The 20,878-nt window shown below is 37.6% G+C and carries 19 protein-coding genes; 10 read left to right on the top strand and 9 right to left on the bottom strand.

All coding sequences use genetic code 11. The features are described from left to right. Window positions 1–42: 42 nt before the first annotated feature. The 9 genes from ACFIMG_RS04220 to ACFIMG_RS04260 form a co-directional block, all read right to left on the bottom strand. Window positions 43–321 (bottom strand): toxin-activating lysine-acyltransferase, encoded by a 279-nt coding sequence (locus ACFIMG_RS04220; RefSeq protein WP_375678981.1) that lies wholly within the window; start codon window positions 319–321, stop codon window positions 43–45. After that, window positions 290–508 (bottom strand): toxin-activating lysine-acyltransferase, encoded by a 219-nt coding sequence (locus ACFIMG_RS04225; RefSeq protein ID WP_375678982.1) that lies wholly within the window; start codon window positions 506–508, stop codon window positions 290–292. Before ACFIMG_RS04225 ends, ACFIMG_RS04220 begins: the two co-directional genes overlap by 32 nt. Window positions 509–514: 6 nt before the next feature. Continuing rightward, window positions 515–1,450: an HlyD family type I secretion periplasmic adaptor subunit gene (locus ACFIMG_RS04230; protein ID WP_375678983.1), complete on the bottom strand. Its 936-nt coding sequence runs from the start codon at window positions 1,448–1,450 to the stop codon at window positions 515–517. After that, window positions 1,401–4,619, bottom strand: a complete 3,219-nt coding sequence (locus ACFIMG_RS04235) for an autotransporter outer membrane beta-barrel domain-containing protein (RefSeq protein WP_375678984.1) — start codon at window positions 4,617–4,619, stop codon at window positions 1,401–1,403. Before ACFIMG_RS04235 ends, ACFIMG_RS04230 begins: the two co-directional genes overlap by 50 nt. Further along, window positions 4,616–5,335: a hypothetical protein gene (locus ACFIMG_RS04240; RefSeq protein WP_375678985.1), complete on the bottom strand. Its 720-nt coding sequence runs from the start codon at window positions 5,333–5,335 to the stop codon at window positions 4,616–4,618. Before ACFIMG_RS04240 ends, ACFIMG_RS04235 begins: the two co-directional genes overlap by 4 nt. 392 nt (window positions 5,336–5,727) lie before the next feature. After that, window positions 5,728–6,513 (bottom strand): DUF1499 domain-containing protein, encoded by a 786-nt coding sequence (locus ACFIMG_RS04245; RefSeq protein WP_375678986.1) that lies wholly within the window; start codon window positions 6,511–6,513, stop codon window positions 5,728–5,730. Window positions 6,514–7,042: 529 nt separating this feature from the next. Continuing rightward, window positions 7,043–7,582 (bottom strand): hypothetical protein, encoded by a 540-nt coding sequence (locus ACFIMG_RS04250; RefSeq protein ID WP_375678987.1) that lies wholly within the window; start codon window positions 7,580–7,582, stop codon window positions 7,043–7,045. Then, window positions 7,575–8,171 (bottom strand): DUF1214 domain-containing protein, encoded by a 597-nt coding sequence (locus ACFIMG_RS04255; protein ID WP_375678988.1) that lies wholly within the window; start codon window positions 8,169–8,171, stop codon window positions 7,575–7,577. Before ACFIMG_RS04255 ends, ACFIMG_RS04250 begins: the two co-directional genes overlap by 8 nt. A 17-nt stretch (window positions 8,172–8,188) precedes the next feature. After that, window positions 8,189–10,342 carry a transglycosylase domain-containing protein gene (locus ACFIMG_RS04260; protein WP_375678989.1) on the bottom strand — a complete coding sequence of 718 codons (2,154 nt, stop codon included), beginning with the start codon at window positions 10,340–10,342 and terminating at the stop codon, window positions 8,189–8,191. A gap of 346 nt (window positions 10,343–10,688) precedes the next feature. On the opposite strand from ACFIMG_RS04260, the gene ACFIMG_RS04265 reads away from it, so the two are divergent. The 10 genes from ACFIMG_RS04265 (at window position 10,689) to ACFIMG_RS04310 (ending at window position 20,859) form a co-directional block, all read left to right on the top strand. Beyond that, complete coding sequence (locus ACFIMG_RS04265; protein WP_375611157.1) at window positions 10,689–10,925, top strand: hypothetical protein; 237 nt, start codon at window positions 10,689–10,691, stop codon at window positions 10,923–10,925. A gap of 21 nt (window positions 10,926–10,946) precedes the next feature. Further along, window positions 10,947–11,612: a response regulator transcription factor gene (locus tag ACFIMG_RS04270; protein WP_375631805.1), complete on the top strand. Its 666-nt coding sequence runs from the start codon at window positions 10,947–10,949 to the stop codon at window positions 11,610–11,612. Then, window positions 11,612–13,030 (top strand): ATP-binding protein, encoded by a 1,419-nt coding sequence (locus tag ACFIMG_RS04275; protein ID WP_375628213.1) that lies wholly within the window; start codon window positions 11,612–11,614, stop codon window positions 13,028–13,030. Before ACFIMG_RS04270 ends, ACFIMG_RS04275 begins: the two co-directional genes overlap by 1 nt. 234 nt (window positions 13,031–13,264) lie before the next feature. Then, window positions 13,265–14,035, top strand: a complete 771-nt coding sequence (locus ACFIMG_RS04280; RefSeq protein WP_375611159.1) for a tetratricopeptide repeat protein — start codon at window positions 13,265–13,267, stop codon at window positions 14,033–14,035. Between the two features lie 77 nt (window positions 14,036–14,112). Further along, window positions 14,113–14,592, top strand: a complete 480-nt coding sequence (gene ccmE, locus ACFIMG_RS04285) for a cytochrome c maturation protein CcmE (RefSeq protein WP_375678990.1) — start codon at window positions 14,113–14,115, stop codon at window positions 14,590–14,592. Between the two features lie 7 nt (window positions 14,593–14,599). Beyond that, the gene (locus ACFIMG_RS04290; RefSeq protein ID WP_375678991.1) at window positions 14,600–16,579 is read left to right on the top strand and encodes a heme lyase CcmF/NrfE family subunit; all 1,980 of its coding nucleotides are present in this window, start codon (window positions 14,600–14,602) and stop codon (window positions 16,577–16,579) included. 1 nt (window position 16,580) lies between these two features. Further along, window positions 16,581–16,991 (top strand): cytochrome c-type biogenesis protein CcmH, encoded by a 411-nt coding sequence (locus ACFIMG_RS04295; protein ID WP_375678992.1) that lies wholly within the window; start codon window positions 16,581–16,583, stop codon window positions 16,989–16,991. A gap of 218 nt (window positions 16,992–17,209) precedes the next feature. Further along, window positions 17,210–18,721 carry a Do family serine endopeptidase gene (locus tag ACFIMG_RS04300; RefSeq protein ID WP_375611163.1) on the top strand — a complete coding sequence of 504 codons (1,512 nt, stop codon included), beginning with the start codon at window positions 17,210–17,212 and terminating at the stop codon, window positions 18,719–18,721. 72 nt (window positions 18,722–18,793) lie between these two features. Further along, window positions 18,794–19,480 carry a winged helix-turn-helix domain-containing protein gene (locus tag ACFIMG_RS04305; RefSeq protein WP_375678993.1) on the top strand — a complete coding sequence of 229 codons (687 nt, stop codon included), beginning with the start codon at window positions 18,794–18,796 and terminating at the stop codon, window positions 19,478–19,480. Next, entirely contained in the window at window positions 19,477–20,859 is a 1,383-nt protein-coding gene (locus ACFIMG_RS04310) for an ATP-binding protein (RefSeq protein ID WP_375652306.1), read from the top strand. The genes ACFIMG_RS04305 and ACFIMG_RS04310 overlap by 4 nt, the downstream gene beginning before the upstream one ends. Window positions 20,860–20,878 lie beyond the last annotated feature (19 nt).

The following is a 20,878-nucleotide window of genomic DNA, read 5'->3' on the forward strand; positions in this document are numbered from 1 at the left end:
AGACGAGGGGTAAATGATTTATGCGCACTTGCTTTAGAAAAACTATTTGGCTGGATTTTGCGCTCTATAGCAACACCAGCGTGCAATTTTTCGTATTCCACCATCTTCATTACGTCGTACAGCATAACAATAACGCTGATCAGGAAATATATTTCGTTGCATATCGCGTACAATATGAGCAGTATGGCCATAGGGTGCTACACAATCAATAAACCATACGTATTTTCCATTCTGCCAATTGGCATCAGGTAAAAATTCTCCCTTATCAAGCATAGATTGATGATTTTTCTCATCTAAAAAAAGCCCAAGTGATAAAGGCACAAAATTCTCCACGTTCATTTTTATAGAGCTTGTATTGCCTAGTCTGTAAAGCTGGTCCTAAATTTCGTTCGATATCCCAGATTCGCCAGCGGCGGTATAAGGAAGATGTAAGCATTAAAACAACCATAGCTCCTAACGCTGTAAGAGGGTCTATGAATGATGATGAAGGATTTTTATGCACACACATTAATCTTTATCTTTCCTTTAGAGATTGTTCTAAAATTTTGGTGATAGGCTCAAAGAAATAAGAAATGAGACGCCGTTTTGAGGTAATGACATCCGTTGTCACAGTCATGCCAGGGATAGATTTAAGTTGTTTGTTATTCAAAGTGATGTGATCTTGGTCAATTTTGATTAAAACAGCGTAGACACCATTAATTTCTTTATTATAGCGCGCTGTAGCGCCTACATTAACGACTGTACCGTGGATAACACCGAAACGTTCAGGTGGAAAGGCAGAAAACTTGATGTAAGCACGTTGACCCTTTTCTAAAAAACCAATATCTCGATTATCAAAAAACGCTTCAACAATAAGACCACCTGCATCAGGGACAATACGCATAAGCGTTTTACCAGCTTCTACAAAGCCGCCCAAAGTATGGATACTTAAATCATCGATACGTCCATCAACAGGCGCATAGAGTGATAAGTGGTCAAGATGGTATTGAGTGCTATCAAGCTTTGCTTTTAATCCTTGAAGATTCAGTTCTGTTTCACGCGAAAGTTGCCGATAGCGGGCGATTTCATCGGAAATGAGACTTTGCCGTTGTTGGCGGAGGGTGTTTATTTCGGCGGCATTTTCTTCCAAACGTCTTTGATTGGTTAAAATTTCATGCTCGACATTTTTAAAATCATGTAAACGCTCTAAATAAACGGCTTGGCTAATGACTTTTGTTTCCATCAGGCTTTTTGCAGCTCTTAATTTATCTTGGAGAGATTGAAGGGTAGCGCTAATAAGTATTTCTCCTTCTATTCTTGCAGTATGATTGCCAGAAGGAGGAACTGGCAGATAGGCAAGTCCTTTGGTCACAAAATCTTTATCCAAAGGATTGCTTTCAGCAAGAAGTGTTGTAGGTATGTTATAAAGAAAAGAATAACCGGTATTCCACGGTAGGTTTGTGCAAATCAAAAAGGCCACACAGTATGGAGTTGTCCAGCCTTTTTATGCAAGCAAATGGGAAAATAACGCTCACTTTACAGCATTTTCTTAGAACTGATAAACGTATTCCACCAGAAAAGCTCGCTCCTGTTATACCCGTTTTTTGTAGCTTTTGTTGGTAACTAACATCACCATGAAGTACGATATTGTGGGAGAGTTGTGCATTGATGCCCAAACCGCTTTCAATGGCAGTTCCGGCAGGATCAAGGTCAAATTCCTTACCAATCTGTATTTTCCCATCATCACTAAAGGTTTTAAGAAAGTTCACTTTTCCATAAAAAGAAAAGGAATAATCGCTTTCGGCAGAAACAGTTTTAGTTAAACGTCCGCCAACCCGAACCAACCATTGGGAAGGATTTTTCATATCAATTTCTAGATTATCAGCATCTTTCATGGTGTCAAACGACAATTGTTGATAAACAATTTGTGCTTGTGGCTCAAACTCTATCCCTGCCATTCCTGTAGCAAATTCTTTTCCAATGGTAACCGAAGCGCTCAAGGTTTTGGCACCCTTCAAGTTTGCGGCATTCTTGATATCAGCCGTAGTGATATTTCCATCGATCATGCCATAGGAAGTTAGGACATCGACATATAAGCCATTGTTGTGTTGTATACTGCCATAAGCTGTAACCGCCCATTTATTGAGTGTGCTTTTGTCTGCACCCTCCATATCCTTAGGTGTGAAAGAGAGTTTCCCATAGGTTCCCATAAGTCCAAAATGCATGGTGATATTTTGGCTTTCCATTGCAGCTAATGCACCACCTGCTTGTACGGCAGCATAGGGAATATCAGCGCCATAGCCATATTTGAAGGGACCACGCTCAGAGGTTAAGGTAGCATTGCTACCATAGGGTGAAAAGAAGAAAGAATAATTTTGTGTTGTACGGATATCAGCTAACAATTTGCTTTGCTTAGTAATGTCGGTAAAACCAGCGTAGAAGAGAGCGTTAGGCATCACGATATAGCTTGCCACTTGCGGTACGACAGCTTCCACATGTGGACCAGGGACAGAGCCACCGGAACCGCTACCGCCACCGGAGTCAAGAAATGCTTTATGCAAGCGAAAATCCCAGAAGTTTTCATTTTTTTCATCAAAGAGGTTTTGCTCAATATTGGCTGTGCCATGGCTTGATTCTGGTCCATAAGCAGTTAGTGTGTATTTATAAGGCAAACCATCTCTTGTGATATAACCATTGGCTAATTTGAAGGAGTCTTCCATCGCTTTTCCAGAGACTTGGATAAGGGAAATACCGCCTGTATTCGAGGGGGCCACAGCATTTTCTACACTGTTTTTATCCCCTACATCACTCTTGATATAAACTGTTGTTGTACCTGATGCATCGCCATGAATGAGAACGCGATCGGTTTTTTGATCATCTACAGCAACCCCATCTCTCCATGCCATGTTAAAGTGGATTTCTGCGTTTCCAGAAGCGTTATAGATCTCTGGAGTATCTTTTTTACCAGAACCGATATGTAATGTGTGATAATGGTTTTCTACTGGCTTTTCAAAAACAATTTTGCTGTCATTGAGGTTGAGTGCAGAAACATCAGAACGTGATCTTTGAGTGATATCAAGTAACTTGCCCGCATCATCTTTTTCTTTTGTGCTGGTGTTCACAAACCATGTTGTATTGTTTTTGAGATCAAAGCTTGTTTGTCCATTTTCGTCATTTCTTACACCACCTTGTAAGACAGAACGGTCTGCGGAGAGTGAAAAGATTTGATTAGGTTTTGGTGTATCATGGATTATCCCTACGAATAACCTATCGGCTCTGATTTCTGAATCTTTGAGGTTGAGTTTACCATTTGATGAATTGTTGGCAACAATACCCGTTCCATCTTCGATGAGAAGGTTTGTATTGGTCAGGTTTATTTCTAAAGTTTGATCGTTTTTTGAGTTATCAAAGCGTATCCCATTGCGCTGTGCTTTTGCAGAAATATCTGTGACATCAATATGTCCGCCATCTTTTACGACAAATGCTGCTCCTTTTGCACTTACGCTCCCTACCGTCATTGTGATTTTGGCTTCTTTACCATCTACATGGCGTCCGTAATTTTTAGATGTTACTGTGACATTATCATTTAAAGTAATTGTGCTACCTTGCAGAGTTTGTACTTCTCCACCAAAGGAACCTCCGCCCGTTACTGTTATTTGGGAATTATCATTAGCCAAGAGAGCTTTTTCTGCATTCTTAACGGTTACATTATTTAAAGAAACCGTGCTTCCTTTGTCAGCACTTATTCCTTTCTCCATAAGAAAGCCATCTTTACCGCTTGATATTTTCACATCTTTCAGCGTGTTTTCTTTGCTTGTGGTTTCAAGGAATAATGCACCTACTGCTTCCCTTCCTGTGACCTCAATAGATCCTCCTGTCATCTTGATTGTCGCATTATCACTTTGGGCTTTAACACCGATCGTAGCATTTTTAATTGTTGTGTTTTCATTCAATTCAATGGTACTGGAACCTCTTGCAAATGCGCTGAATTTTGTTCCTTTTCCATTTGCTGTGAGAGCAACGTCTTTAACATTAATATATCCACCAGCTCTTGTATATAATACACTATTGCTACCGGTAACAGTTCCCCCTGTCATAAAAATTTTTGATTGCTCACCAATTGCATGGAAGCCATCACCCTCAGATGATGTGATTTTAGCCTCATTGTCCAAAGTAATGGTACTACCGCTTTGAGCATTGATTGCATCTTCTTTTGCCTCAAAAGATCCACTAGAAACCATTACTTGAGATTTGTTATCTGCATAGATGCTGCGTTTTGCTTTTGTGACGGTTACATTATTTAAAGTAACAGTGCTTCCATTATCAGCATTTATTCCTTTTTCCATAAGAAAGCCATCTTTTCCACTTGATATTTTCACATCTTTCAGCGTGTTTTTTTTGCTTGCGGTGTCAAGGAATAATGCACCTACTGCTTGGCCGCCTGTGACCTCAATAGATCCTCCTGTCATTTGAATGATACCATTGTCTTTTGCTTCAAGTCCAATGACAGTCTCTTTAATGGTTGCATTATTATGCAAATCAATCATGCTGTTAGGACCAGTGGATTTTGCGCCTGTTCCTTTGTTATATGCGGTGAGAGTGATATCGGCGACATCAATATATCCGCCATTTTCTGTCAACAGAGCACTTTTTTCCCCTTTACAGTTCCTCCAGTTATTGTGATTTTAGATTGTTCACCATCTGCATGGAGTCCGTCATTTTTAGATGTTACTGTGACATTATCGTTTAAAGTAATGGTACTGCGTTGTTTAGCTTGTACCTCACCGCCAAAGGAACTGACAGATATTATCACATGTGCATCAGAAGATGCTGCTACGGATAAATCTGCTTCATTAACGGTTACATTTTTTAAAGTAATTATGCCTTTTCTAGCGGAGATTCCTTTGCTCATCGAAGTGTTGTCTTTACCGCTTGATAATTTCACGTTTTCCAATATCGTTGTGCTACTGTCATCAGTGTCTGATATAACGCCATAATCGGCTGCAATAACACCTCCTATCATCTTAAATGTACTACCATGCCATATTCCAACACCACTATGCAGCTGAGTATCGTTTGCACTTTTAATGGTTGTATCCCATAACTCAATTGAAGATTTGGTTCTAAGGACTACAGCATCCAAATCGTTGTTTATTGGATGACCTCCGGTCAGTGTTAAATTTTTACCGATGACTTTTCCACCATTTGTTGTTTGAATATATTCATAAGTCTTGTTTGATACGTTTTTTACTTCTCCTTTATCAACTTCAAGAGATTCAGCATGTACGTTGAGATTTTTGCTAAAAAGCATAATTGCTGCGACAGCTGTACAGGAGAGTAAAGATTTTTTAGACATAGCTGTTCCTCCCTTATAAGCTCCGCATGTTCTCCCCGCTTAGAAGTAAGAAAAATAAACAATTAAAATTTTAATTACAATACTTACCTATTAGTTAAGTCGTTATTATTTGTAAAATATTATAAATTTACTTTTTAATAAAATAAATAATTTTTATTGTTTAATACATAGTATATTAATATTTAAATATATATTAATACTTAAAATCTTTTAAAGAAAAACATCAAATGAGAGAGAAAACAATATTTTTGTTATGAAATAATTTAGGATTGAGATATTTTCGTTTAAAAGCTTTGTCTTGAAGAGTAAAAGCACTTTCAGTAATAAGTAATAATAGTGGAAACAAATGACAGGTTGGTAGGGATTTTTCTGTTGGAAGTAAGTACAAGTTTCTACTCATTATCTTCAGCAAGAGGAAGTGAGGCGATTTCTGTATCAAGTGCATCCATAAAATCGATAATAAAAGCAGCATTTGTCCCCAAATCTCTTGGCAAATAACGAGAAGTAGAACGCATATCAACAAAAGTTGTATCCCCTTCATCAGTTAAACGAATAACAATATCTAAAATAAAGCCAAGGTAAAAAGTTTTTGTTCTCGTTTCGATATAAATTTCATTTTCTTCGCCTTTGAATTCTCGTTGCGCTACAACAGGCCAATCATACGCAGCTAAAACATTAAGAACGGATTCGCGAATACGGTCAGGTGAGCCATCATAACGGCGCCCCGATATTTCTGGCCATTGTGACATCTGTATTGCTGCTTGTTCAGTCAAAACACTTTTGAGTGGTAAAGCATCGCTGGGACGTATTGTGCGAAAAAAAGCCGGTGGTCTTTGTGTATCGGTAGAAACGTCGTAAAGAGCCGGTAAGGTAAACCAAAGTCCAAAAAAGAGCATCAATGGTGTGGCTGTTATCAACGAATAAATGATCCCTTTTAAAGCTTTCATTCCCCCTAGAGCACCATAGACCCACAAACTATGAAGTGCTTTAATAGCCAGAAAAAGAGAAATAATTACACAGCCAGTAGAAATACCTATCAAAATTATGAAGTCGCTTACGTTAATGACGGAAAAACGTTGTAAAATGACCGAAAATAATAAAATAAAGAATGCTAATCCACCAAATTGAGGGGACCATACTGCTGCTCTTGAAATTAACCGAACATATCTCTTCTTCATGAAGTTTTTTCCCCTCAATTGTAAATTATAAGCCAAGTTTTTTCAGAGTGTATATCTTACAAAAAGCTTATGCTCATAAGACAAAAGTAAAGCACTTATTTGGGAGGTCAAGGATGCGTAATGTCTCATCAATTTTCTGCGATTATTTTAGCGCTTTATTGAAGGTAAACAGTATTTCTTCTATAGTTTATCATGTCATTGATGCGAATTTTATGGGAATGTTTGTAAATAAAAAGAAATAAACTCAAATAACAAGTTTTACAATTGTTAGCAGCATATTTTTTTAGAGCTTTACTCTTGATTTTTCTCTTCTGATTGCGGGGAGTTTTTTCTGTCAGATAATGCGTATCAAATAGGATATGATGATGTGCAATAGAGATTTCATTATATCTCAATAAAAAATTGAGGGATTTATAATCAGATAAATTTGAATATTCAATTAATAGAGAAAAAAGATAACCATTTTGATAGGCTTCATGTATTTTGTATAGAAAGTAAGGTGTTGTACAAATGAGAGGTTAGTCGGTTTTTATTCATAAAATATACGGCAGGTCGCAGATGAAAGGAAAGCTTCACTTTCTTTTTTCGCAAGGGAAGAAGGGACAAAAGTACGTAAAATAACAAACCCTTCATTCAAATTTTTAGCAACCAAAACTGAATTGGTATTTTTTTTAGGTTTTGATTTTTTGAGTTCTATGATTTGTATTGGTTTTCCAATGATAAGATCGAGTGTCGCATCAGGGGCTGTTCGGTCATTAAGGCTATAGAAAATAATTCCGTTGTGTGTGTAGGCTGCTAATGACCAAAATTGTCGTGTTTTCAAAGCTTTTAAATGAACAGGTCCATTTTCAAGGTTAAATCTACAGACTTTAAGAAGAAAGAGGGGATCAGCAGATTGTTGAATAGGATTATCGGGAGTAAAAGCAACAAATTGATAAGGGGCTCCGGATTTTTTAAGTGCTGTCCATATATTATCCTGTGCCCAATAGGGGATCAGAAAGAGAACGCAAATATGAACGATAATAGCGCCAATGATTGCAAGAAGTGCGGTATAAATAAATCTAGTCACAATTTATTTGTCCTGATGGGATTTGTTCTATTGATGGCATTGTAAGCTTTTGTAATGCCGTTGCAGAGATGATTGAGGTATCGTATAAGGTAAGAATAAGCCCGAATTCTTTTTGACTAACTGTTGCAAGCCAATTGCCGGCTTGCGGTGTGGGTGAAATATTGATGCGCAATGAGCCATCATGCTCATAAGTAATAGCGTTCGTGTGGAGTTCAAAAGGTATTTCTTTGGATGAAGTATGGGGTTTAAGGGATTTATCAGCTGTATAAAGGGTAAAAAGACGGGTTTCAGGGATGGTGCCTTTGAGTAAATAATGACAGCGAGGGTGGAGTGGACGCCCTTGGTTATCTTGCCAAATCTGGAATTGAATACCTTCAGTGCGTCCGAGTGAAACAATGCCTTGTTTAGCGGTGCGGGCGCGGGTATAAGGATCCATATTGGCTGTTCCCATTTGTGGATAAGCACTCCATTTTCCAATTCTAAAGAGTCCAAAATGAGGAAAGGAATTGAGCACATAATCGACACTCAGTGTTCCACATAAAATGGAAAAAGCGAAGATAAAAAAGAAAATGGTGATATTAAAAAACATCAGTGAATATCTTGAATTCAAAATGTTGAATCTCCAGTTGTTTTCATTTTCAAAGAAATTACAGATGTTTTTTTCAGATCTTTGTTAATCAATCGCACAATATTCAATGTTTCAGGAGAAAGCGTAGAAGGTATTGGGGGAAAAAATTCAGAATCTGCATGGGAAGAAAGTACTGGGGGCCGATAAGGAGGAAGGAGAGAATCTTTAACACCATAGAGCTGTTTGAGCATGATATTTTGATGTGCAGCAAGCATGATGCGATGCCATATCATGGCAGGAACGCCACCCCCAAAAGCACGATTCATCGGTGAAAAGTTATCATTTCCCATCCATACGGCTCCCGTATAATTGCCTGTAAAGCCAACAAACCAAGCATCACGATAAGATTGTGATGTTCCAGTTTTCCCTGCGACGAGAGTCATGGGCAGAGCAGCACGCTTACCAGATCCTCGTGTCGTGACACCCACCATCATTTGGTTCATATAAGCTGTTGATTGTTCACTCAGAACTCGGTGTAACTTATTTCCGTTATGTTCGAAATCCCATACCACATGCCCATCAATTGTTCTGATTTGCGTGAACCCATGACGATTACCAGCTATCCCGCCATTCGCAAAGACATTAAAGCCAGTTGCTTGATCCATGGGGGTCATGTTGGAAGTACCAAGAACCATTGTTTTGTGTGATAAAATATGCGCGTTAATCCCCATATTCTTGATGAGATCTATGATGGGTTGGGTATCACGGTTAAGATATTGATAGGTGAGATACACAGGGACTGTATTAATAGAAAAAGCTAAAGCTGTTGCTAAATCAATTTTTCCCAAATAACGACCAGAATTATTTTTTGGTGTCCAACCTCCCCAATTGATAGGAGCATCTAAAACGATTGTCGAGGGAGACAGTCCGTGTTCCAGTGCGGTTGCGTAAACATAAGGTTTGAATGAAGAACCAGTTTGCCGTCCGCCTTGTGTTGCTCTGTTAAATTGGCTCTTTTTATAATCTTGTCCTCCAACAATTGCGCATACGGCACCGTTATTATCGAGTATAACGGTGGCAGCTTGGGTTACGCGATATTGTTGACCATATTGATGTAAATGATATGCGATTGATTCTTCTGCTGCTTTTTGAATATTCGGATCAAGGGTCGTTTGAATAATTAAACTATGGCTTGGAAGTTGATTGCGCATTTTTTTGACTTCCTCGAATGCCCAATCAAGAAAATAATCTGGCTGATTATTTTCTATTTGGGGAAGTGCCTTAGCAGGGTGGCGATGCGCATTGATAATCTGGCTCTTCGTCATAAAGCCACTATTAACAAGATTAGAAAGGACGACATTGGCACGTGTTTGAGCTGCAAAGAGATGACTATGAGGAGCATATTTTGTTGGAGCTTTAAAGAGTCCTGCTAACATAGCAGATTCACTTAAAGAGACATGACGTATGTTTTTTCCAAAATAAAATTTTGCCGCTGCGGCAATACCAAAATTGTTTCCTCCCATATAGGCTCGGTCAAGGTAAAGTTGTAAAATCTGCTTTTTGCTAAAATTTGCTTCTAGCCAAAGAGCAAGATAAGCTTCTTTGATTTTACGTGTTATGGTTCTTTCGTTTGTTAAAAATAAATTTTTAGCCAATTGTTGTGTGAGAGTTGAACCACCTTGCACCACACCTTTAGCTTGCATATTTTGTGAAATTGCCCTTGTAAGTCCTTGAAAATCAATGCCCCAATGATCAAAAAAACGACGGTCTTCTGTAGCGAGAACCGCTTTAATGACAGTGTCAGGCATTTCTTCAACGGGGACAGAGATTGCCGGCAGTGCACCACGGTGCCCAATGGAATTTCCATAGCGATCTAGAAAAAGAATGGAAAAGTTTTTAGGAGAAGACCAATCTGTTTTGGTCAGTTCAAAAACAGAAATGCCAAAAATGGTAAAAAGAGTAAATCCCATCAACCCTAATGTTAGTATTTCATCGAGAACTTCAACGATAAAAAGTTTCCATCCTTGAAGATGAAAATTTTGTGAGACGATTTTTGCCTTTTTCCAGAAAAAACTGTTAGCAGAACGAATGTGATAAAGCGCTGTGTCTAATCGTGCGTCTAATTCAATGAGAGCAGGACTATGAAATGGCTTACGGTGTTGCCCTTTCTTTTTTTTAAAAAAATCAAACATTTAAAGAGAGCCTATGGCAAAGCAATACAACCAAACAAATCTACAATAATTATATGGAGTAGAAGTATTTTTTTTCTATAGTTCTAACAGAGAAAGAATTTGTTTTAGAATTATGCATTTTTTGTAAGATAGTATATTAATATTTTATTATTTTATTGAATAAATTTTATTCTAATTATTAAAAATATTTTTTTGATTTTTTAAAAATTTGGAGTAATGTTAATATGTTATTCTGTAAAATAGAGGATAAATTGTTTTCATTTGTGATTTTTTAATCGACCAAAAAAAACCATTATTTCTTTTATCCTTTATCAAGGAAGAGAAGAGATGGGTTATTGAAATATTTATGATGAAAAAAAAATTCTTGTTCGTAATAATAGCAGCTTTTTTAGGAGCAGATTCTGTTCTAGCTTCTGGGTGTGCTGAAGTAGGTAAGAAGGCTGCCGCACAAGAGAGCGGGGTTCTCGTCCGTTCAAAACCGGTTGTTCAGGATGGAAAGAACATGTGTGCAATTGTGGTTGTTGTACCAGCCCGTAATGGTGAAAAGTTACGTCGTGTTGAATTTTTTGTTCCTGCTGATTAGTTTTTGGCAGATGGTGTTGTGATGCGTATCTTAATCGTTGAAGATGATCGGAATCTTCACCATCAATTAGCAGAAGCTGTAAGACGTGCAGGATATGTTTCCGATAGTGCTTTCGATGGTGAAGAGGCTTATTTTTTAGGGAGCACAGAGTCTTACGACGCGGTGATACTTGATATAGGTTTACCGCAGATTGATGGTATTAGTGTTGTTGAAAAGTGGCGTCAAGAAGGGCTCTCCATGCCTGTTTTAATGCTAACGGCGCGAGACCGTTGGTCTGATAAGGTGCAAGGTATTGATGCTGGAGCTGACGATTATGTTGTGAAGCCATTTCATTTGGAGGAAGTGATGGCGCGCTTGCGAGCATTAATTCGTCGCACTACGGGACATGCGACAAGTGCATTATGTTGCGGAAATGTTTTGTTGGATACAAAGACGTCTCGTGTTTTTGTGGATGGTCAATTGATTAAACTAACATCTTATGAATTCAGACTGCTTTCGTATCTCATGCATCATTGTGACAGGGTCATTTCAAGAACAGAGCTTACTGAACATCTTTATGATCAGGATTTTGATAAGGATTCGAATACGGTGGAAGTCTTTGTAGGTCGGTTACGGAAAAAGCTTGGAGTGAATTTGATTGAAACTATTCGAGGAATGGGATATCGCGTGAGAACGCGAGGTGATTAATGAATGTTTTTGAAGAGAATAATTGGTATAGGAGGTTCTTTTTTGTAATTACTCGATCTCTCAGTTTACGTGTTATGATCTTATCAACATTATGGGTTGTTATTTCTCTTTTATCGATTTCTGCAGTAAGTATTTTATTTTATAAGCGTTCGACTGAACAAAGCCTAGAGCGTATCCTTTCTGCTCAACTCTACAGTCTTATTGCAACAGTGACGGTGTCATCGGAAGGTACTTTGATAGGTGGGGCTGGGATTGATGATATTCGTTATTCTGATCCAACAACAGGATGGTATTGGGAAGTTGTTGCGATATCCCATAATTTAAAAGGAAGATTGACATCTCCCTCATTGGGAACAGGCGAGATATTTACACCAAGTGATGTTGATATACCTTTTGACAATAAATTCTTTCGCTCTTATCGGATAACGGGGAACAATGGTCAAAAGCTACAAGTGATTGAGAGTGATGTTGTTCTTGATAATAAAAATCATATTGCACGTTTTCGGCTTGTTGGGAATATCGATGAAGCTCATGCCCAGGTAAAGGAATTTAAGCGAACTTTGCAAATTTTTCTTTGGAGTTTCGGTATCGGGAGTGTTCTTATTAATATTGCTATTATTTTCTTTAGTTTTCAACCGTTGAAGCTTATTCGACGTGCATTGAATGATATTCGCGAAGGAAGAGTTCATTATGTGAATACGGATTTAGTAAGCGAAGTGATGCCGCTTGTACAAGAGATGAATGCTCTCATTAATAATAATCAGCGTATTATTGAGCGATTTCGCACACAGGTTGGTAATCTCGCGCATTCATTGAAGACGCCTCTATCCGTGATTATGAATGAGACAGATAAGATGCGCGGAGAAAAGGCTAGTTTGTTGAGAGAGCAAACGCAAATAATGCAAGCTCAAATCAATCATTATCTTCAACGTGCGCGGATTGCAGCACAATGCGATAGTGTTGTCTATCATACGTCTGTTCGCAGTGTGCTTGAACGCTTGGTGCGGGTTATGAAAAAGCTTAATCCTGAAAAACAAATTCAATTTATTATGGATATTGATGATATTGTTTTTTCTGGAGAGAAGGAAGATTTAGAAGAAATTATAGGAAATTTGATTGAAAATGCTACTCAGTGGTCTCGCGCAAAGGTTTTGATCTCTTGTTGTTTAGAAGAAAATGCTGAAGAAACAGAATATTTTAGTATCTTTGTAGAAGATGATGGTCCTGGTTTAACAGAAGACAAAATTGATGAAGCATTAAAAAGAGGGCGGCGGTTTAATGAAAGTAAACTAGGGTCAGGCTTAGGGTTAGCAATTGTTTCAGATATGGTCAGTGAATATGGTGGCAATCTCTTTTTATCACGTTCTGATTTGGGTGGATTGTATGCAAAAGTTTTATTACCTAAGATGGGAGAATAACATATTTTCTCCTTAAGCAAGAAATGTCTATAAAGTTTGTAAAGCAGTATTTTCAGACAATACATCAAAGAGTAGGGAAACATTGTTTTTAGTTTCTTTGTTTAATTGATGTATATAATAGATTTTATAATATTCTCCATGAAAAAATGAATTTTTATTAATTCACATCATTTTTCTCATGAAGAGGATAAAATGTAAGTGAGTTATTCTCTGTTCGTATTGGAAAAAAACGATATGCTCTTATTAATTTTTGCAGCATTTTTTCTGATTTTTCTGGCAAGTGTTCTTTTTCTTTCACTACGGTTTGACGATGAGATAAAAAAAGAATGGAAAGTTCAAACCGTGGATGGTTATAGAAGCCATAAGCGTATGATTGAGTTTAACAAGCTTTATATGCATTATAAAAAAAGGAATATTCTTAAGGCTTTAAGTATTTTGTTTGTTCTCCTTATGACATGGAATATTTATGGGCTGACAGGCAATCCAGAAGTGAAAAGTTATTTTTTTAGCGAATTAATGGATAAGGATCCTCAAACTCTTAGTAAGCAAGAAAAGCTTATTCGTTTACAAGTGCTTTTTTTCCGTGCACCTCATGATGGCAAGCTAGCAGATGCGTTAGCGGTAGGGTATCTCGAAGAAAGCCTTTTTCAAGAAGCAGTGAATACTTATTTAGATGCACTTCGTTTGAATGGAGAAACAGCTCCAAGGCTTGTAGGATACGGTTTAGCATTGGTTGGTTATGAAGGGGGAGTGATAACGCAAGAAGCGCAAAATGCTTTTCAAAAAGCAGCAGATTTAGCGCCAACAGATTTTTATCCACGTTTATTGTTGGCCGATGCATTGCATCAAGCAGGAAAAACTGCGCAGGCAGTACAATTTTTACAAAGCTTTCTTGATACAATGCCTGAAAATTTTTCAGGACAATCACGTGTTAAAAAAATGATGATTCAGTTACGTGATTTATCGAGTGAGCATACAAAGAAAAGAAATCTTGCACCTATGTAGAAGATGTGCAAAGCTCTTAAAAAATAAAATATTGATACTTAATTATAATGTATTTAAAATTTTTTCGCAGAGTGTCTATGAACAGTCAATCTTTAAAGAATTCTGCCTCATGGAAGGTTATTTTAGAGCAGCGAAAAAAAAAGCGCTTACTGATCATATTATTATGTTGTTTGGTTATAACAATTGCAGCAAGTCTCATAGTGTATGCAATGCGTCATGCGGTCAGTTTTTTTAGAATGCCCTCTGAAATTACAAGAGAAGATATTTTAACGGAGCGCCCTTTGCGTTTGGGTGGCTTTGTTGAAAAGGGAACTGTTCAATATGTTGGAGAGAGAGGTGTTGTTTTTTTTGTAACGGATAACAAAAAACATGAAAAAGTAGTTTTCAATGGTGCCTTACCGGATCTTTTTCGTGAAGGTCAGGGGGTGATCGTAGAAGGGCATTTCGATAAACAGGGCTTTTTTATAGGGATGCGTATTTTAGCAAAACATGATGAAACTTATATGCCTAAAGAAACAGCTGATCGTTTGAAAAAACATTACATTATGGAGAAATAATTCGATTGTGCTTGTCGAACTGGGTCATATTTTTTTAGCTGCAGCATTTTCAGTAAGCTTATTAGGGGCATTTTTACCTGCTTTAGGTTTTTGGTGGAGAGAGCGTTTGTTAATGCAAACAGTTGTTCCTCTAACATATATCACTTTTACATTACTGCTTTTATCTTTTTTAGTGATAATTTATGCTTATGTTGTATCTGATTTTTCTGTTTTGAACGTTGTTGAGAATTCTCATTCAGAAAAACCGATGCTCTATAAAATTACAGGTGTTTGGGGCAACCACGAAGGCTCTATGTTGTTATGGGTTTTAAGTCTTGCTTTTTTTAGCGCATTGATGGCTTTTTTTAGCCAACATTTGCCAGAAGATTTTAAGACGCTTGTTTTAATTTGCCAAAGTTGGATTACAACTGCTTTTCTTTTATTTATTCTTTTTGTATCCAATCCATTTTTACGCGTAAATCCACCAGCATTGCAGGGAAATGGTCTCAATCCTCTTTTACAAGATATCGCATTAGCAATTCATCCACCGCTACTTTATTTAGGTTATGTCGGTTTTTCACTTTGTTTTTCTTTTGCTGTTGCGGCATTGATTATGGGACATGTTGATAGAATTTGGGCGCGTGGGATTCGTCCGTGGCTTTTACTTGCTTGGTGTTTTTTGACATTGGGTATTATGGTTGGCTCTTATTGGGCTTATTATGAGCTAGGATGGGGGGGCTATTGGTTTTGGGATCCTGTTGAAAATGTTTCGTTTATGCCTTGGCTTTCAGGAACGGCTCTTTTACATTCTGCTCTTGTTCTCGAAAAACGAGAAATATTGAAAAGTTGGACTCTGTTTTTAGCGCTGCTTACTTTTTCCCTTTCTCTGATGGGAACTTTTCTTGTGCGTTCTGGGCTTTTAGTTTCTGTTCATAGTTTTGCTGTTGATCCAGCACGCGGGCAAGCAATTCTTGCTCTTTTATTTTTTTTTACGGGAGCTGCTTTTCTTCTTTTTGCTTTGCGTACCCCTATTTTAAAAACAGAAAGATTTTTTCAACCAATTTCACGTGAAGGGTTTATTGTTTTAAATAACTTGTTACTGACAACAATAACAGCAACAGTATTGATTGGTACGCTTTATCCTTATTTTATTGAGATATTAACAGGGCAAAAAATTTCTGTAGGGGCTGCTTTTTTTAATCTTACCTGTGGACCGCTAATGGTTTTGCTGTTGTTGTTTGTTCCATTTGGGACAATGATGGCATGGAAACGCGGTGATTTTCTTGCAGTTTTTGAACGCTTGTGGTTTGTTTTTGTATTGGTTGGTATCGTCTGTTTTATAATATTCTATGCGACATCTGTGCGTGATATTTTTGTAGTTTTAGGGATTGGGCTTTCAGCGTTTGTTTTTTTAGGCAGTTTAGCGGATCTATGGGGAAAGAGTGGATATGGCAAGAGAGCTTTTTCAGTACGCGTTAAGAGATTTCTTGGATTGCCATGGTCTACTTTTGGTGCAGCAATAGCACATATGGGATTAGGCGTTACATTATTTGGTATTGTTTGCGTAGCAAGTTTTGGGCAAGAACGTATTTTAATCATGAACGTAGGGGATAGGGTGACGATAGCGGATAAAACGCTTCATTTTGATGCAGTGTATGATGGTGTTGGTTCGAATTATTCGACAATGGAGTTTTATTTTAAAATATATAAAAATAAAAACATTGTAGGTCATGTAACAGCCTCAAAGCGATTTTATTCAAGCCAAAATACATCAACAACAGAAGTTGGTCTTAAAAATCATGGCTTATCACAGCTATATATTGTACCGGGACATATTGATAATCGGGGTCTCGTTGTGCACGTATGGTGGAAGCCTTATGTAATATGTATTTGGTTAGGGGCATTCATGATGGCTATGGGGGGATGTCTTTCTCTTTTGGGGTATTGGTTTCGCATTGGCATGTACAATAGGGTAGTGCTTGCTTTAAATTTTTGGAAAAGACATTGAGATGAAAAAAATTCTTTGGATTGTATTTTTTTTAATTGCAACGTTTCCTTTTCGATTAGCAATAGCAGTAGAGCCGGATGAGATTTTAAAGAATAAGATTCTTGAAGCGCGAGCACGCCATATTTCATCGCATTTACGTTGTCCTGTTTGTCAAAATCAATCAATTGATGATTCAGATGCTGCTTTAGCACGTGATTTACGGCTTTTAATTCGGGAAAGGCTAAAAATGGGCTATAGTAATCAGCAAGTCACTGACTTTCTTGTTGAGCGATATGGTGAATTTATTCTCTTGAAACCACCATTGAATAAGATAACTTGGTTTTTATGGTTCTCGCCTTTGATCATTATTATCATTGGCGTAAGTATCATATTTTTCCACTTCAAACGAAATAATCATGCGTTATGTGAATGAAAAAGAACAGTCAAAAATGTCATTGCATTAAAAAAAATGTTACATAAAAGAAAAAAATCAGATCATCTGCAATGAGCAGACAATCTTATTGTAATTATATTAGGGAATACTGAAACCTTACAAAACTTTAATAATTTAGACAGAAAACGGTAAGGTCTGGTATTTTATAAGTGATCGGAATTGAAATAAAGGTATGATTGAATAGGAGCATAGAATAAATGGTTAAAAAGGCTTTCTTTAAAACATTTGTCGCAGTGAGTTTTTCTGCGATATTGGAAAGTGCACTGTTTTTTAGTGGATGTACATCAAGCTTGTGGATGACAAAGGCTCATGCAAGTTCTGTATTTACTTCATTAATGCAACAACAGGGATTTGCCGATATTGTTGCTCAAGTGAAACCAGCCGTTGTAGCAGTACAAGTAAAGAGCAATAAAAAGAAAGAAGATAGGTTCTTTAGCAACTTTTTTAGTGGTCCAGGACTTGATCAATTACCAGATCAGCATCCTTTAAAAAGATTTTTTAAAGAGTTTTATGATTTTGATAAACCTAAAAATAAATTTCCGCACCAATCGCAGAGACTCCGTCCTGTTGCTTTTGGATCGGGTTTTTTTATTTCATCTGATGGTTACATTGTGACCAATGATCATGTGATTTCTGACGGAACAAGTTATACTGTTGTTCTTGATGATGGTACAGAATTGAACGCAAAGCTCATTGGGAAAGACCCAAAAACCGACCTTGCCGTATTAAAAGTGAATGATAAAAGAAAATTTTCTTATGTTGATTTTGGTGATGATTCAAAGCTTCGTGTTGGGGATTGGGTTGTTGCCATTGGGAATCCATTTGGTCTTGGTGGAACTGTGACAGCAGGTATTGTTTCTGCACGTGGACGTGATATTGGCACTGGTGTGTACGATGATTTTATTCAGATTGATGCTGCTGTTAATAGAGGAAACTCTGGTGGTCCAACGTTTGATCTTAATGGAAAGGTTGTTGGGGTTAATACAGCAATTTTTTCTCCTTCTGGAGGAAATGTTGGGATTGCTTTTGCTATTCCAGCAGCGACTGTAAAACAGGTTGTACAACAACTTATTGAAAAAGGTTCAGTTCAACGTGGTTGGTTAGGTGTTCAGATCCAGCCGGTAACAAAGGAGATTTCCGATTCAATAGGATTGAAAGAAGCCAAAGGTGCTTTGGTTACTGATCCGTTAAAAGGACCGGCAGAAAAGGCTGGTATTAAAGCGGGTGATGTAATTATTTCAGTGAATAATGAAAAAGTTGCTGATGCGCGTGAGCTGGCGAAACGTATTGCAAATATTAAACCAGGAGAAATGGTAACCATAGGGATTTGGAGATCAGGTAAGGAGGAGAGTATAAAGGTTAAACTCGCTTCAATGTCTGAAGATGAAAGTAAGAAAGAGACTTCAAAATATTCAAATGGACAGAGTGATTTAGATGAAACATTGGAAGATTATGGTTTGATTGTTATGCCTTCTGATGATGGTGTAGGGGTTGTCGTAACGGATGTCGATACCGATTCAGATGCTGCAGATAAAGGGATACGCCCTGGTGATATCATTGTGACAGTAAATAATAAACCAGTTAAACGAGTCTCTGATATTATTAACACAATCAAAAATGCTCAGCAGTTAGGACGAAAGGCTATACTCTTACAAGTGCGAACAAATGATCAAAATCGTTTTGTTGCTCTTCCAATTTTCAAAAAATAAGGCTTTAGTTGTAGGACAAATGTTTATTAAATATTTGTCCTACAACATAATAAAATAATGGAGATACGTTTTATGAAGATACTCGTTATTGAAGATGATCATGAGACGGGGCATTATCTCGAAAAAGCATTTTTGGAAGTAGGGCATTCTGTTGATGTTGCTTATGATGGAGATACGGGATACGCTTTAGCAACCACGGAAAATTATGACGTTATGGTTGTTGACCGAATGCTTTTGCATCGTGATGGTCTTTCTATTATTGCTGAATTGCGCGCTAAAGGCAATGAAACACCGGTTCTTATTCTGTCTGCTTTAGGGCAAGTTAATGATCGTGTAACGGGGCTGCGTGCAGGGGGAGATGATTATTTGACAAAGCCTTATGCTTTTTCTGAACTTCTTGCGCGTGTTGAAGTTTTACAACGGCGGAAAAATCCTAAAGAAGCAGAAACTGTTTACTGTGTAGGTAATCTTGAGCTTGATCGGTTAGCACATACGGTAAAACGAGGTGATAGAAACATTCTATTGCAACCACGAGAGTTTCGTTTACTTGAATATTTGATGCGTTATGCGGGGCAGGTTGTTACACGCACTATGCTTTTGGAAAACGTTTGGAATTACCATTTTGATCCACAAACGAATGTCATTGATGTCCATATCTCTCGTTTGAGAGCCAAAATTGAAAAAGATTTTAATGTTCCCCTTCTCCATACAGTGCGTGGAGCTGGATATATGCTGAAAGTACCAGATAACAAAGCATGAATCGTTTGATTAATATAATGCGCACGACGGCGCTAAGGCTTTCAGCACTTTACATTTTATTGTTTGGATTGGTGGCAACAGGACTTTCTATTTATATGACGGCATTTTCTGCTTCATTGTTAACAGAGCAAACTGAACAGGCTTTACATGAAGAATTAAAGTATATTGAAAATGCTTATAATTATGGGGGATTATCCTTATTAATGCGCACTATTGATTATCGTTCAAGACAACCAGGAGCATTTCTTTATCTTGTTACAGATTCTATGGGGCGTATTTTAGCAGGAAATGTAGCACGTATTGAATTAGGTCTTTTGAATCAGAGTGGTTTTATTTCTACCTCTTTTTTGTATTCCCGTTTTGGAGAACATGGCAAAACAAGTGAACATCGTGCTTTGGCGGTTATTGTTGATTTACCTAATGCTATGAAGATTCTTATAGGACGTGATTTGGATGAGCCAGAACGTTTTGCTGTTGTTATTCGCAAAGCTGTGATCATTGCACTTGCTGCAATGGTTGGAGGCGCTTTACTCATATGGTTTTTTGTTGGCAGGAGAGCTTTACAAAGGATTGATCATGTAACGGCTGCATCACAGCGCTTGATGGATGGTGATTTCAGTGGGCGTTTACCTGTTTCTGGAGTAGGGGATGAGTTTGATCGATTGTCAACCAATCTTAATGTTATGTTAGACCGCATTGAAGAGTTAAATATTGGTTTACGTCAAGTATCAGATAATATTGCTCATGATCTGAAAACGCCGTTAACGCGTCTTAGAAATCGCGCTGAAGAGGCGCTTTCAGGAAATAAGACAAAGCTTGAATATCGTCAGGTCCTTGATAGGGTTATTGCAGAATCAGATCAACTTATTTGTACGTTCAATGCGATTTTAATGATTTCACGTATTGAGGCCAGCAGTGCAATTGAACATCTTGAAATGATGAATATGAAACTGATCCTTGAGGATGCTGTTGAGCTTTACGAACCTTTTGCTGAAGAGTCAGGTGTTTTACTTCAGTTGGGAGATATATTTGATAAAGAGCTAAAATTGAATCGTGAGCTTGTTGCGCAATCAATTTTTAATCTTATAGATAATGCAATTAAATATGCGCCTAAAGGTGGAAGGCAAGCGAAGGTTTGCTTATCAATGGAATATCGTGATGAACATTTATTAGTTGTTGTGAGCGATAATGGACCAGGAATAGCAGAGGATAAACGTGAAAAAGTGACAGAACGATTTGTTCGTCTTGAAGAAAGCCGCACACAACCTGGGTTTGGGATTGGTTTAAGTATAGCAAAAGCGGTTATGAAGCTTCACGGGGGTGAATTGTTACTTGAAAATGCAAATCCAGGGCTTAGGGCTGTTTTGTTATTTCCTTAAAGATATTTTTCTTCACTTT

The sequence above is a fragment of the Bartonella sp. AP11XZML genome, assembly GCF_042196445.1.
Classification (GTDB): domain Bacteria; phylum Pseudomonadota; class Alphaproteobacteria; order Rhizobiales; family Rhizobiaceae; genus Bartonella.

What these genes read in the sequence shown, in the direction of transcription:
- ACFIMG_RS04270 (WP_375631805.1), top strand. Translation starts at nt 10,947, where the DNA reads ATGCGTATCTTAATCGTTGAAGATGATCGGAATCTTCACCATCAATTA.
- ACFIMG_RS04245 (WP_375678986.1), bottom strand. Translation starts at nt 6,513, where the DNA reads ATGAAGAAGAGATATGTTCGGTTAATTTCAAGAGCAGCAGTATGGTCC.
- ACFIMG_RS04295 (WP_375678992.1), top strand. Translation starts at nt 16,581, where the DNA reads ATGAAAAAAATTCTTTGGATTGTATTTTTTTTAATTGCAACGTTTCCT.
- ccmE (WP_375678990.1), top strand. Translation starts at nt 14,113, where the DNA reads ATGAACAGTCAATCTTTAAAGAATTCTGCCTCATGGAAGGTTATTTTA.
- ACFIMG_RS04240 (WP_375678985.1), bottom strand. Translation starts at nt 5,335, where the DNA reads ATGTCTAAAAAATCTTTACTCTCCTGTACAGCTGTCGCAGCAATTATG.
- ACFIMG_RS04255 (WP_375678988.1), bottom strand. Translation starts at nt 8,171, where the DNA reads ATGTTTTTTAATATCACCATTTTCTTTTTTATCTTCGCTTTTTCCATT.
- ACFIMG_RS04305 (WP_375678993.1), top strand. Translation starts at nt 18,794, where the DNA reads ATGAAGATACTCGTTATTGAAGATGATCATGAGACGGGGCATTATCTC.
- ACFIMG_RS04310 (WP_375652306.1), top strand. Translation starts at nt 19,477, where the DNA reads ATGAATCGTTTGATTAATATAATGCGCACGACGGCGCTAAGGCTTTCA.
- ACFIMG_RS04265 (WP_375611157.1), top strand. Translation starts at nt 10,689, where the DNA reads ATGATGAAAAAAAAATTCTTGTTCGTAATAATAGCAGCTTTTTTAGGA.
- ACFIMG_RS04275 (WP_375628213.1), top strand. Translation starts at nt 11,612, where the DNA reads ATGAATGTTTTTGAAGAGAATAATTGGTATAGGAGGTTCTTTTTTGTA.
- ACFIMG_RS04260 (WP_375678989.1), bottom strand. Translation starts at nt 10,342, where the DNA reads ATGTTTGATTTTTTTAAAAAAAAGAAAGGGCAACACCGTAAGCCATTT.
- ACFIMG_RS04225 (WP_375678982.1), bottom strand. Translation starts at nt 508, where the DNA reads ATGTGTGTGCATAAAAATCCTTCATCATCATTCATAGACCCTCTTACA.
- ACFIMG_RS04300 (WP_375611163.1), top strand. Translation starts at nt 17,210, where the DNA reads ATGGTTAAAAAGGCTTTCTTTAAAACATTTGTCGCAGTGAGTTTTTCT.
- ACFIMG_RS04280 (WP_375611159.1), top strand. Translation starts at nt 13,265, where the DNA reads ATGCTCTTATTAATTTTTGCAGCATTTTTTCTGATTTTTCTGGCAAGT.